Source organism: Novosphingobium clariflavum, assembly GCF_026420865.1.
In the GTDB taxonomy this organism is placed as follows: Bacteria; Pseudomonadota; Alphaproteobacteria; order Sphingomonadales; family Sphingomonadaceae; genus Novosphingobium; species Novosphingobium clariflavum.
In genome coordinates, this window is record NZ_JAPCWC010000002.1 from 326,087 (window position 1) to 338,979 (window position 12,893).

General features: G+C 67.2%; 8 protein-coding genes. 1 reads left to right on the plus strand and 7 read right to left on the minus strand.

Annotated features, from left to right (window positions below):
- Positions 1-101 precede the first annotated feature (101 nt).
- The 5 genes from ahcY to OKA11_RS03890 form a co-directional block, all read right to left on the minus strand.
- Complete coding sequence (gene ahcY / locus OKA11_RS03870) at positions 102-1,517, minus strand: adenosylhomocysteinase (protein WP_142633024.1); 1,416 nt, start codon at positions 1,515-1,517, stop codon at positions 102-104.
- A 207-nt stretch (positions 1,518-1,724) separates the two neighbouring features.
- On the minus strand, positions 1,725-3,917 hold the full coding sequence (katG, locus tag OKA11_RS03875) for a catalase/peroxidase HPI (protein ID WP_267218897.1): 2,193 nt from the start codon (positions 3,915-3,917) through the stop codon (positions 1,725-1,727).
- 609 nt (positions 3,918-4,526) lie between these two features.
- Positions 4,527-6,035, minus strand: a complete 1,509-nt coding sequence (locus tag OKA11_RS03880) for an L-lactate permease (protein ID WP_267218898.1) — start codon at positions 6,033-6,035, stop codon at positions 4,527-4,529.
- A 3-nt stretch (positions 6,036-6,038) separates the two neighbouring features.
- Positions 6,039-7,049: a 2-hydroxyacid dehydrogenase gene (locus OKA11_RS03885; protein WP_267218899.1), complete on the minus strand. Its 1,011-nt coding sequence runs from the start codon at positions 7,047-7,049 to the stop codon at positions 6,039-6,041.
- A 172-nt stretch (positions 7,050-7,221) separates the two neighbouring features.
- Entirely contained in the window at positions 7,222-8,229 is a 1,008-nt protein-coding gene (locus OKA11_RS03890) for a L,D-transpeptidase (protein ID WP_267218900.1), read from the minus strand.
- Positions 8,230-8,521: 292 nt separating this feature from the next.
- Here OKA11_RS03890 and OKA11_RS03895 point away from each other — a divergent pair, with 292 nt between their 5' ends.
- On the plus strand, positions 8,522-11,200 hold the full coding sequence (locus OKA11_RS03895) for an HAD-IC family P-type ATPase (protein ID WP_267218901.1): 2,679 nt from the start codon (positions 8,522-8,524) through the stop codon (positions 11,198-11,200).
- Between the two features lie 3 nt (positions 11,201-11,203).
- On the opposite strand, the gene OKA11_RS03900 is transcribed toward OKA11_RS03895, so the two are convergent.
- Both OKA11_RS03900 and fabI read right to left on the minus strand, forming a co-directional pair.
- Entirely contained in the window at positions 11,204-12,019 is an 816-nt protein-coding gene (locus tag OKA11_RS03900; RefSeq protein WP_267218902.1) for a universal stress protein, read from the minus strand.
- Positions 12,020-12,096: 77 nt separating this feature from the next.
- Positions 12,097-12,846: an enoyl-ACP reductase FabI gene (fabI, locus tag OKA11_RS03905; protein WP_267218903.1), complete on the minus strand. Its 750-nt coding sequence runs from the start codon at positions 12,844-12,846 to the stop codon at positions 12,097-12,099.
- Positions 12,847-12,893 lie beyond the last annotated feature (47 nt).

A 12,893-nucleotide genomic window follows, 5' to 3' on the forward strand; every position in this document is an offset into this window, starting at 1 on the left:
TCTCCCCATGTTGTTCGTGGATTTGGCATTGTCTGAAAATTCGCCACAGGCGAATCTTGCCGCACCGGGAATGCCCGGATGGGCATTCCCGGCCAAACCCATCAGTAGCGGTAGTGGTCTGCCTTGAACGGACCGACTTCCGGCACGCCGATGTAGTCGGCCTGCTTCTTCGAAAGCTTGGTGAGCTTCACGCCCAGCTTTTCGAGGTGCAGCGCGGCGACCTTCTCGTCGAGGTGCTTGGGCAGCACGTAGACGCGGTTCTCGTACTGCTCGTTCTTGGTGAACAGTTCGATCTGCGCGAGCGTCTGGTTGGTGAAGCTTGCCGACATGACGAAGCTGGGGTGGCCGGTGGCGCAGCCCAGGTTCACCAGGCGGCCCTTGGCGAGCACGATGATCTGCTTGCCGTCCGGGAAGGTGACGAGGTCGGTCCCGGCCTTCACTTCCTTCCAGTCGTAGTTGTCGAGCGCCGAGATCTGGATCTCGCTGTCGAAGTGGCCGATGTTGCAGACGATGGCCTTGTCCTTCATCTGCTCCATGTGCTCGCCGGTGATGACGGCTTCGTTGCCGGTAGCGGTCACGAAGATGTCGCAGCGCTTCACGGCGTCTTCCATAGTGACGACTTCATAGCCTTCCATGGCGGCCTGCAGCGCGCAGATCGGGTCGATCTCGGTGACCATCACGCGGGCGCCGCCGTTGCGCAGCGAGGCGGCCGAGCCCTTGCCGACGTCGCCGAAGCCGGCAACGCAGGCGACCTTGCCGGCCAGCATCACGTCGGTGGCGCGGCGGATCGCGTCGACCAGCGATTCCTTGCAGCCGTAGAGGTTGTCGAACTTCGACTTGGTGACCGAATCGTTCACGTTGATCGCGGGGAACGGCAGCTTGCCGTCCTTGGCGAGGTGGTAGAGGCGGTGCACGCCGGTGGTGGTTTCTTCCGAAACGCCCTTGATGGCGTTGACGGTGCGCGAAAGGTAGCCCGGCTTCGCCTTGAGGAAGGCGTTCAGCGCGCGCACGAACTCGATTTCCTCGGCATTCGAGGGTTCGAACAGCGGTTCACCGGCTTCGACGCGGGCGCCCCAGAGCGCGAACATGGTGGCATCGCCGCCGTCGTCGAGGATCATGTTGCAGGTGAGGTCGGGGTTGCCCTCGCTCGACCAGTCGAAGATGCGGCCGACATAGTCCCAGTATTCGGCCAGGCTTTCACCCTTGATGGCGTAGACGGGGATGTCCTGCGCGGCGATGGCGGCGGCGGCATGGTCCTGCGTCGAGAAGATGTTGCAGGTGGCCCAGCGCACTTCGGCGCCGAGCGCGACCAGCGTCTCGATCAGCACGGCGGTCTGGATCGTCATGTGCAGCGAGCCGGTGATGCGCGCACCCTTGAGCGGCTGGGCAGCGCCGTATTCCTCGCGCAGCGCCATCAGGCCGGGCATTTCGGTTTCGGCGATGGCGATCTCGGTGCGGCCGAAGTCGGCGAGCGAGATATCGGCGATGGCGTAGTCGGGGGCGGTGGTCGTGGCCACGGGCGCGAACTCCTGGAAGTGTTTGCTCTACGGCCCCTGCGCCGGAATGGCGTAGGGCGCCGCAATGGTGCCGTCCCTACCCGTTCGCTTTGCCCGACGCAAATATAAAGATATCTTTATATGCGCATCGGTAGATCCCGCCGGGGCACGGAAAAAGGGGCGGGAGAACACGCGCCCCCGCCCGTCCCGGCTTCGACCTGACGCCGTCTACGCGAGGTCGAAGCGATCGGCGTTCATCACCTTCACCCACGCGGCCACGAAGTCGCGCACGAACTTCCCGCCCGCGTCCGCCGCCGCATAGACTTCGCTGAGCGCGCGAAGCTGCGAATTGGAGCCGAACACCAGGTCGGTCCGCGTTGCCGTCCACTTCGGCTGCCCGCTCGCCCGGTCGGAGCCGACGAACTTCTCGTCCGCCGCGTCGTCCATCTGTTTCCAGGCGACACTCATGTCGAGCAGGTTGACGAAGAAGTCGTTGGTGAGCTGGCCTTCGCGCGCGGTGAAGACGCCGTCCTTCGAGCCGCCGAAGTTTGCGCCCAGCACCCGCAGGCCGCCCACCAGCACCGTCATCTGCGGGGCACTGAGGCCCAGCAGCTGCGCGCGGTCGAGCAGCAGCTCCTCGGTCGGCACGTTGTAGGGCACCTGGAGGTAGTTGCGGAAACCGTCCGCGCGCGGCTCCAGCACGGCAAAGCCATGCTCGTCGGTCTGCTCCTGCGAGGCATCGACGCGGCCCGGAGTGAACGGCACTTCGATCGCGCTTCCCGCATCCGCCGCCGCCTTCTCGATGCCGACGCTGCCGCCCAGCACGATGAGGTCGGCCATGGACACGGCCCCGTCGAACCCGGCCTTGATCTCCTCGTAGACGCCCAGAACCCTGGCGAGCCGGGCCGGTTCGTTGACCGCCCAGTCCTTCTGCGGCGCCAGGCGGATACGCGCGCCATTGGCACCGCCGCGATAGTCCGACTGGCGGAAGGTGACGGCCGAAGCCCATGCGGTTGCCACCAGTTCGGCCACGGTAAGCCCCGAAGCGGCGATCCTTTGCTTGAGCGCGGCCACATCGGCCGCGCCGATCGCCGGACCTTCCGCGCTCGGCAGCGGATCCTGCCAGAGGAAGTCCTCCGCCGGAACCTCGCTGCCCAGATAGCGGGCCTTGGGGCCCATGTCGCGGTGGCAGAGCTTGAACCAGGCCTTGGCGAACTGGTCCTCGAACCACGCCGGCTCGGCGCGGAAGCGTTCGAGGATCTTGCGGTATTCCGGGTCTTCCTTGAAGGCCATGTCCGCCGTGGTCATCAGCGTCGGCACGCGCCGCTCGGGGCTGTGCGCACCGGGGGCCATGTCCTCGGGCTTCTGACCGATCGGCTGCCACTGCTGTGCGCCCGCGGGGCTGTGAACCAGCTCATAATCGTAATCGAGCAGCATGTGCAGGTAGCTCATGTCCCACTTGGTGGGCGTGGGCGTCCAGGCACCCTCGATGCCGGAGGTGATCGTGTGATCGCCGAAGCCGCTCTCATGCCCGCTGGCCCAGCCGAGGCCCTGCTGCGCAATATCCGCGCCTTCCGGCTCGGCGCCGACCAGCGCCGCATCGCCCGCGCCATGGCACTTGCCGAAGGTATGCCCGCCGACGGTGAGCGCCGCCGTCTCGACATCGTCCATGCCCATGCGGGCAAACGTCTCGCGCACGTCGCGCGCCGAGCCGAGCGGATCGGGATTGCCGCCGGGGCCTTCCGGGTTGACGTAGATCAGGCCCATCTGGATTGCCGCCAGCGGGTTTTCGAGCGCCATGTCCTTGTCCGGCTGGATGCGCGTCTCGGCGCCCTGCCCGACCCAGTGTTCCTCGGTGCCCCAGTAGACGTCGATCTCGGGCGAATAGATATCCTCGCGCCCGCCGCCAAAGCCGAGCACCGGCGCGCCCATCGATTCGAAGGCCACGTTGCCGGTGAGGATCAGCAGGTCGGCCCAGGAGAGGCTGGCGCCGTACTTCTGCTTGATCGGCCAGAGCAGGCGGCGCGCCTTGTCGAGATTGGCATTGTCCGGCCAGGAGTTGAGCGGCGCGAAGCGCTGATCACCGGCCCCGCCGCCGCCGCGCCCGTCACCGATGCGATACGTGCCCGCGCTGTGCCAGGCCATGCGGATGAAGAAGGGTCCGTAGTGCCCGTAGTCAGCCGGCCACCAGGGCTGGCTGTCGGTCATCAGGGCAGTCAGGTCCGCCTTCACCGCCGCAAGGTCGAGCGACTGGAACGCCTCGCCATAATCGAAATCGGGGTCCATCGGGCTGGGGCTGGTGCCGCCTTGCTGGAGGATGTCGAGCCGCAGCTGGTTGGGCCACCAGTCCCGGTTGGTGCGTCCGAGCAGCGATCGCACGGGTTCGCCGTGCATCGGGCAACCACTGGTCTTCGCGTCCATGGATTCTCTCCTCTTGTGATCCGCGTCCCGGCCATTGAAAGTCATGGAGCCGGGTGATTGGGGGAAACTCACCCGCCGGTCGGGTCTTTCGGGTGTTCCGCGCAAAGGACGCGGGCCCGTCCAGGCCGGCAGCCGCGACGCCGCCGACAGGAACGGTCCCAGCCTGGATAAAGACCCTCGGAAATCCTGAGAACCCATACCATGGGTTAGCTCCCGGAAGCGCCTGCGGACGCCGTGCAGAGTGCCAGATTCCCCCGCGCGTTCAAGGGCGCCGATGCCCGCAGCCGATGCGAATTTCCGATCATTGTTCGCAGCAAAACCAATGACCATGCCAGGCGCAGCAGAACCGGCCCGCAGACGGGTATTTTCCGCCCCCCGACGCGCTCGGTGGTGACTTGGGACAGGAGGCGGAAAATCGGTGACGTGAATGACCCCGACGCTTCAGGACTTCACGGCACACTCCCATTTCGGACGGCGGGGACCAGGCCTGTCGGCACGGCCCCATCCGGCGAAAGACGAATTCGATCCGAGACCGCTTTCGCCCGAAAATGTTACATTGCTGCGACAAGTCGTACAATAGACGTTGCACAATCATGCACTCGACGCCGCCTAGGGCAGCAACGCCTGCACCGTGAACACCAGCCCACCGGCCAGCGCCACGTAGGCAAGGCAGACCGGCACCGTGCGCGCCAGGGTTTCTCCCTCCCGCCCGACCAGACCGACCGTCGCGGTCCCGGCGACGATGTTGTGCGGCGCCATGATGTTGCCCACCGCCGCCCCCACGCTCTGCCCCGCAAGCGCCAGGCCGTGCGGCAGCCGCACCGCGTCGGCAGCGGCAATCTGGAAATTGGCGAAGATGATGTTCGAGGCCGTTCCCGACCCGGTGACGAAAGACCCCAGTGCCCCCACCAGCGGCACCGCCAGTGGCCAGGCCCGCCCGAACAGCGTGGTCGCGCCCACTGCAAGCGCATCGATCATGCCGCCGTGAACCATGAAGCGCGCCAGCGTCAGCACCGCGACAAGCGCGATTCCGACTTGCGGCAGCCTCCGCAGCGCCGCCAACATCGATGCACCGACCTGCCTTGGCGAAGCGCGATGGGCCAGCGCCGTGCCGAGAAGCGCCAGGAACAGCATCGTGCCGGGATGATAGAGCGGCAACATCACCTCGCCAAAGCCGTGACCATAGCTCCATTCGATGCGAAACGTCCGCAAGGCCGCCTGCAAGGGCGGCACCAGACGGCTGACCAGGATGAGCGCCACCAGGACGACATAAGGCAACCCGGCCATGACAACCTCGCGCCCGGCCGGTCCCGATCGAGGCGCTCCCGCGCGCCCGCGGCGAAGCCAGGCGGCAAACAGCCCGCCGCCCAGCAATGCGCCGCCGAGTGTCGGCAGTTCCGCACCGGCCAGCGCCGCGACAAGCGCCGCCGCCGCAAAAAAGCACACCGCCGCCATCAGCGCCGTGCGCCGGGCCGCGCCCGTCGCCCGTCCCGCAAAGAGCCCCCGCGCCCCGCCGCCGATGGCATAAGTCACGACAAGCTGGGCGAACATCCAGCCAAGGCAGGCATGCAGCACCAGGATCTCAAGGCTCAGCCGCCGCGCGTCGAACAGCCCGGCCTCGAGCAGCGGCACCATCGGCGCGCCCACCGCACCAAACGAGACACCCGCAACATGGCCCAGCAAGGCCACCAGGACCGCGCGCGCGGGCGGCACGCCCAGGGCCACCAGCATCGGCGCAACGATCGCGATGGGCGTGCCGAAACCCGAGGCGCCTTCGAGGAACATCGCGAAGAACCAGCCCAGCAGCAGCGCCGTCGCGGCCGGATCGCGCGAAATCGAAGCCAGCCATTCGCCGATCACGGCCGTGGCGCCGATGCGGGTCTGGTATTCGTGGATCGAAAGTGCGGGAAAGATGATCCACAGGATCGTCGCGGCGGTGAACCCCGCTTCCAGCACCGGCCCGGCAAGATCGGCGGGAGTCTCGCCGAACTGGAAACCCACGACCGCCACGATCGCGGCGATCACCGCCGCCAGCGATCCGGCTGCCGCGGCCGACCAGCGCAGCCCCGTCATCAGCACCACGAGCAGCGCGATCGGCAGGATCGCCAGGGCCGTCAATGGTCAGCCCCGGCGTTCGACCGGCACCGGATGGAGCGGCGTGCCGGTCTCCTCGAAGGCGCTGATATTGGCGAGGGTGGTTCCGGCGATCGCGGTCATCGCCTCGCGCGTGAAGAAGCCCTGATGGCCGGTGATGAGCACGTTCGGGAACGTCATCAGGCGCACGAAGACATCGTCGCGGATCACCTGTTCGGACAAATCCTCGAAGAACAGGTCCTCCTCTTCCTCGTAGACGTCGAGCCCGACGTAGCCGACCTGCCCGCTCTTGAGTCCGGCGATCACCGCACGCGCATCCATCACCGCGCCGCGGCTGGTATTGATGAGCATGACCCCGGGTTTCATCGTGCGGATCGCCTCGCGGCCGATCAGGTGATGGGTATCGGGGGTCAGCGGGCAATGCAGCGAGATGATGTCGCAGCGCGCCAGCAGCTCCTCGCGCGGGACGTAACGCCCGCCAATCTGCGTCAGTTCGGGCGTCTCGAAGGGATCGCTGGCCAGCACCTCGCAGCCGAACCCCTTGAGGATGCGCGCCACGTTGATGCCGATCCGGCCGGTGCCGATCACCCCTGCGACCTTGCCCTTGAGATCGAACCCCAGCAGTCCTTCCAGCGCGAAGTTCCCCTCGCGCACACGGGCATAGGCCTTGTGGATCTTGCGGTTGAGCGACAGGATCAGCGCCACCGCATGCTCGGCGATGGCGTCGGGCGAATAGGCCGGGACGCGGCCGATCGAAAGACCCAGCCGCCGCGCCGCTTCCAGGTCGACATTGTTGAAGCCGGCACTGCGCAGCGCGATCAGCCGGGTGCCCTGCCCGGCCAGGATCTCCAGCACTTCGGCGCCAAGCTGGTCGTTGACGAAAGCGCAGACGCAGTCATGCCCGCGCGCCAGGTTGGCAGTGTTGGCATTGAGGCGTGCCTCGTACCACGAAAAGGCATGGCGCCCGCCCGCCGCCTCGTTGGCATGATCGAGAAACTCACGGTCGTAGGGCCTCGTGCTGAAAACGGCGATTTTCAAGCAAGTCCTCCTGGTCGTTCGAGGAATTCCATCGAGAGCGCCGAACAGGGTTGCCGCACCTGACCGCCGCTGTCGTCGCTGATCGACCACCTGTGCCAGCGGCGGGACGATTCGACACCCCTTTGCCGCACAATGCGGTCATGCGGCGGTATTCGCCGGATCGCAGCCCGACTCAGGGCGCCGGCTTTACCGCGTCGATGACGGTCAGATGTTCGAGCGGCGCGTCACCCACGCGCGAATCGGTGACGAGAACCGTCGCCCCCGGCGTGAGCGCGGTCTTCAGCTTCTCGTAGAACCCGCGCGGCAGGCGCAGGCGGTTGAGCGCGGCTTCATCCACTTCCACCCCGTCCTCGGACGTGTGCCCCGGCAGGCCGACATAGACCCAGTGCGGCTGGCCGCCGCGCGTGACCATGGTGATGACGTGGCTGCCGTGATCGGCCGCGTCGACTTCCACCACGCTGCGGCCGATCTCGGTGCCGCCGCGCAGCACCACGACCCGCCCGTCGAGCCGGGAAACGATGATCGAGAGCGGGCCGGAACGCGCCAGTTCGGGCTGCCAGCGGTACTGCTGGCCGCCGGCAAGCGGGGTGTGTCCGGCCTTCTGCCCCTTGTCGTTGAAGGGCGAGAGCAGGCTGTTGTCGCTGGTCCGCACGTGGCTGGCGGCATCCCCCTCGACCACGACGGTCACGCCCAGCTTGGTCACCGCGAACAGCTCGCGCGCGAACTGATAAGGCAAGTGCACGCAGCCATGGCTCTCCGGATAGCCTGGAAGGCCGCCGGCATGGAGCGCGACCCCGTCCCACGTCAGCCGCTGCTGGAACGGCATCGGCGCATTGTTGTAGGTGCTCGAACGATGGTCGGCATCCTTCTGGAGAATGGTGAAGACGCCGGTGGGCGTGGCATAACCATCCTTGCCGCTCGACACGGTGGTCGCCGCGATGCGCACGCCGTTGCGGTAGACCAGCGCCACCTGCTTGGAGAGGTCGACATAGACCAGCACCGGCCCCTCAGGCGCGACATCGGGTGCCCATACCCATTCACCGGGCTTCAGTTGCTCGATCCGGCGTGCGAACTCCGGCGGCGACGTCGCCTTGGCGCCTTGCGCCAGGGCCGGGTCCATCCCGCATGCCGCGCCCATCACCAGCGACGCGCCGAGCGCCAGCCCCAATCCTGCCTTCATCGGACCCCTGCAACCCTTTCGTACAATACCGAGACAATTCCGGCAGTGACCTGAATAACGCAGGATTACTATCCGGGTTTACCCGAATAGACACTGCCGCCGAATACCTGAAACGGCCGCCTGCAATCACCGGGCATATTGTCTTGCCGTATCCCCAATTCCGATCTATTTCATTACATTAAATCAAATTGCTGCACACAATGACATCTCCCGGAGGACCTGTTCTCCGGCGTCACGTCCGCGTGGCCAAGGCCGCCACACGCCGACTTGCGACCCCGCGCCCGGAGGATCGATGCAGACTGAACCGCTCCGCGACTGGCATGCGCTGTCCACGGCAGAGGCACTGGCCTGCCTCGATACCGCGCCGCAGGGCCTCAGCGAAACCGAAGCCGCGCTGCGGCTGCAGGCCCATGGCCCCAACAGCCTGCCCGCCCCGCGCGGACGCAGCCCGCTGCTGCGGTTCCTGGCGCAGTTCCACAACGCGCTGATCTATTTCCTGCTGGCCTCGGCCCTGGCCGCGCTGCTGCTTGGGCACGCGGTCGACGCGCTGGTGATCGTGGCCGTGGTGGTCGTCAACGCGGTGGTCGGCTTCATCCAGGAAGGCCGCGCGGAAAAGGCCCTGTCCGGCATGGAGAGCCTGATTTCTGACAAGGCCCATGTCGTGCGGGGCGGCCTTCGCGAAAGCGTCGATGCGGCCACGCTGGTGCCCGGCGACGTGGTCATGCTCGAGGCCGGAGACCGGGTGCCGGCGGACCTGCGGCTGATCCGCGTGCGCGCCCTCGCGATCGAGGAAGCCGCGCTTACCGGGGAATCGGTCGCCGCCGAAAAAGGCGAGCTCCCGGTCGCCGCCGATACCGCGCTCGCAGAGCGTTCGGCCATGGCCTATTCCGGCACGCTCGTCGCGCGCGGTCAGGCCACCGGCGTGGTTGTCGCCACCGGCACCGCCACCGAGATCGGCCGGATCAGCGCCCTGCTCCAGTCCGTGCCCAGCCTCGCCACGCCCTTGCTGCGCCAGATCGACAGCTTCGCCGCCAAGCTGACCGCGGCGATCTCGCTCGGCGCCGCCGCGCTGTTCGCCTTCGCCGTGCTGGTGCGCGGCTTCGACTGGGTGGATGCGCTGATCGCGGTCGTGGCGTTGGCGGTCGGCGCCATTCCCGAGGGCCTGCCTGCGGTCATCACCATCACCCTTGCCATCGGCGTCCAGCGCATGGCCGCGCGCAAGGCGGTGATCCGCAAACTGCCCGCGGTCGAGACGCTGGGCGCGACTTCGGTGATCTGCACCGACAAGACCGGCACGCTCACCCGCAACGAGATGATGGTCAGCCGGGTCATGGCCGGCGTGCATGAGCTGCGGGTCGAGGGCAGCGGCTACCAGCCCGAAGGGGCCATCACCTGCCGCGGCGGCAGCGACGCGGCGGCCGCCATCGCCGCTGCCGCCGATATCGTGCGCTGCGGCGTGCTGTGCAACGACGCCCACTTGCGGCGGAGCGACGGCATCTGGACCGTCACCGGCGACCCGATGGAAGGCGCACTCATCGCCCTCGCCCGCAAGGCCGGGATCGACGAGGCGGATTTGCGCGGCGAATGGCACCGCGTCGACGAAATCCCCTTCGACGCCAGCCACCGGCTGATGGCAACGCTGCGGCGTGACGCCGCCGGACCCAGCGTTGTCTTCATCAAGGGCGCCCCCGAGGCGGTCCTCGCGCTGGGCGGCAGCCGTGAGGATGCCGAGGCCTGGGACCTGGGCACGACGCGCGCCGCCGACGAAGGCGAACGGGTGCTGGGCTTTGCCATGCGCGAACTGCCCCCGGCCACCGAAAGGCTGGATTTCGGCCTGCTGCAAGGGGCAACGATGCTGGGCCTGATGGGCTTCATCGACCCCCCGCGCGAGGAGGCGCGGCTGGCCATTGCCGAGTGCCGCTCCGCCGGGATCGCGGTCAAGATGATCACCGGCGACCATGTCGGAACCGCGCTCGCCATCGCCCGCCAGTTGGCGCTGGCCGATACCCCCCGCGCTCTCACCGGCACCCAGATCGAGGCGATGAGCGACGCGGAACTGGCCGAGGCGGTTCCCCACACCGCCGTCTTTGCCCGTGCCAGCCCCGAACACAAGCTGCGCATCGTCCGCGCGCAGCAATCGCGCGGCGCCATCGTCGCCATGACCGGCGACGGGGTGAACGACGCGCCCTCGCTCAAGCAGGCCGACGTCGGCACCGCGATGGGCGTCTCCGGTACCCAGGCCGCGCGCGAGGCGGCGGAAATGGTGCTGCTCGACGACAACTTCGCCTCGATCGTCGCCGCCGTGCGCGAGGGACGCACCGTCTACGACAATATCCGCAAGGTCATCGCCTGGACCCTGCCGACCAACGGCGGCGAGGGCATCGCGGTGATCCTGGCCATCCTCGTCGGCTTTGCCCTGCCGATGACCGCCACGCAGATCCTCTGGATCAACCTGGTGATGACGGTGACGCTAGGCCTCGTGCTTGCCTTCGAACCGCCGGGGCCGGGGATCATGACGCGCCCGCCCCGCCGCCGCGATGCGCCCCTGCTCTCGGCGTTCCTGCTCTGGCGTGTGCTGCTGGTCTCGGTGCTGTTCGCCGCCGTGCTGCTGGCCGTGTTCTTCGGCGCGCAGTGGGCCGGAGACAGCCTGCGCGAAGCGCGCACGATGGTCGTCAACATGCTGGTGATCGCCGAGATCTTCTACCTGTTCAACGTCCGCTACATGCACATGCGATCCTTGAGCCACGCCGGCCTGCAAGGCACCCGCGCGGTGCTGATCGCAGTAGGCGGCGCGGTCATCGCCCAGCTTGCCTTCACCTATGCGCCGCCCTTGCAGGAGGTGTTTGATACCGCCCCGCTCTCGATCCGTGACGGCGCAGCGATGCTGGCAATCGGTGCCGCGATGTTCTTCCTGCTCGAAGCCGAGAAGACGCTGATGCGCAAGCTCGGCTGGTTCGAGGAACTGGCCTGAAACTCAGTCCCGCAGCCGTACCATCAACGTATCGGGCCTGATCCAGGCAAGCAGCGAATTGGCGCGGCTGCCGCCGGTCAATTGCCGCAGCGCGCCGCCGCCCTGGGTTCCCAGCACGACCAGATCGGCGTCGTAATCCTCGATCGCCCGGCCAACCGCCGCCTCGGCCTCGCCGTTCGCCAGCACGCCCTCGATCCGTCCGGCAAAGGGCGCCAGGTCGCTCGATGCCAGAAATTCGGCGAGGCCGCTTTCCGCACGGGCAAGCGTTTCCTCGCGCACATGGTCCGCCACGCCCCAGCTTTCGAAACCGATGTGGAACACGTGGACGACCCGGATCGCCGCATCGGGAATGAGCCGCGCGGCGGTAAGGATCGCCTGCTTCGAGGCGGGCGAGAAGTCGCTCGGCACAAGAATGCGGCGATAGAGCCCGCGCGGGCGCTGCTTGACCACCAGCACCGGCACTTCGGCATGGCGCAGCAGGTAGTCGATCGCAGTGCCGAGGAAATAGTCCGATATCTGGTTGAACCGGGCGACACCGGCCACGATGAGCTGCGCCCCGCGCTCTTTCGCGATACGGGCAATGGTGCCCGGCGGCGAGCCTTCGGGGACCAGCACCTCGACCCCGGCGCCGCCCTCCGGCAGGATTTCACGGACACGTTCCTGCAAGGCGGCGTCCGACACGCCGTCGTGCCCATCGTCCTTGCGCACGTGCACCACTTCGACCGCCAGGCCGAGATCGCGCCCCAGTTCGAAGGCACGGTCGATCGCGCGGTCACTCCGCGCGCTAAGATCGGTTGCGACCAGGATCGGGGACGTCATCTTGGCACCACTCCTCTCAAAATCGGCCTCGCGATCAGACACCTGTCCGGTGCGGCAAGCAAGGTCACACTTACGCCCTAGCCTCCGACGACGTTGTAGCCGCTGTCGACGTAGATCGTCTGCCCGGTCACGAAGCGCGCCCTCGGGCCGAGCAGGAAAGCGGCCATCTGGCCGATCTGCTCGACAGTCACCAACTGGTGCAGCGGCGCCTTGTCGGAGGCGAGGCGGATCAGTTCGTCAAGGTGCGAGAGACCCGAGGCCGCCCGCGTGCGCACCGGCCCGGTCGAGAGCGCGTTGACGCGGATGCCCTGCGCGCCCAGTTCATCGGCGAGATAACGCACGCTCGCCTCCAGCGCGGCCTTGACCGGCCCCATGATGCCGTAGCCCGGCACCACCTTTTCGGAACCGTAGAAACTCATCGTCAGGATCGATCCGCCGCCCGCCATCAACGGCTCGGCATGGCGCGCCAACCGGATCAGCGAATGGCAGGAAACGTCCATCGCGGTGCGAAAGCCTTCGGCGGAGCTGTCCACCACCCGCCCGTGCAGGTCGTCCTTGGGGGCATAGGCGATCGAATGGAGCAGGAAATCGAGCCCGCCCCACAGCGCGGCGATCTCGGCAAACACCGCCTCGACCTGCACCGGGTCGGTAACGTCGAGCGGCATGAAGATCGGCGCCTCGAGTTCCTGGGCCAGGGGTTCTACAAAACGCCGGGCCTTCTCGTTCTGGTAGGTGATGGCAAGTTCCGCTCCCGCCTCGCGCAGGACTTCCGCACAGCCCCAGGCCAGCGACTGGTCGTTCGCCATGCCCACGATCAATCCACGCATAAGCCGCCCCTTTTTCCGCCAGTACCGCCCGTTCGCCGCACGCCTTG

Coding starts and splice junctions, on each gene's coding strand:
- fabI (WP_267218903.1), bottom strand. CDS start 12,846: ATGCGTGGATTGATCGTGGGCATGGCGAACGACCAGTCGCTGGCCTGG.
- OKA11_RS03895 (WP_267218901.1), top strand. CDS start 8,522: ATGCAGACTGAACCGCTCCGCGACTGGCATGCGCTGTCCACGGCAGAG.
- OKA11_RS03890 (WP_267218900.1), bottom strand. CDS start 8,229: ATGAAGGCAGGATTGGGGCTGGCGCTCGGCGCGTCGCTGGTGATGGGC.
- katG (WP_267218897.1), bottom strand. CDS start 3,917: ATGGACGCGAAGACCAGTGGTTGCCCGATGCACGGCGAACCCGTGCGA.
- OKA11_RS03900 (WP_267218902.1), bottom strand. CDS start 12,019: ATGACGTCCCCGATCCTGGTCGCAACCGATCTTAGCGCGCGGAGTGAC.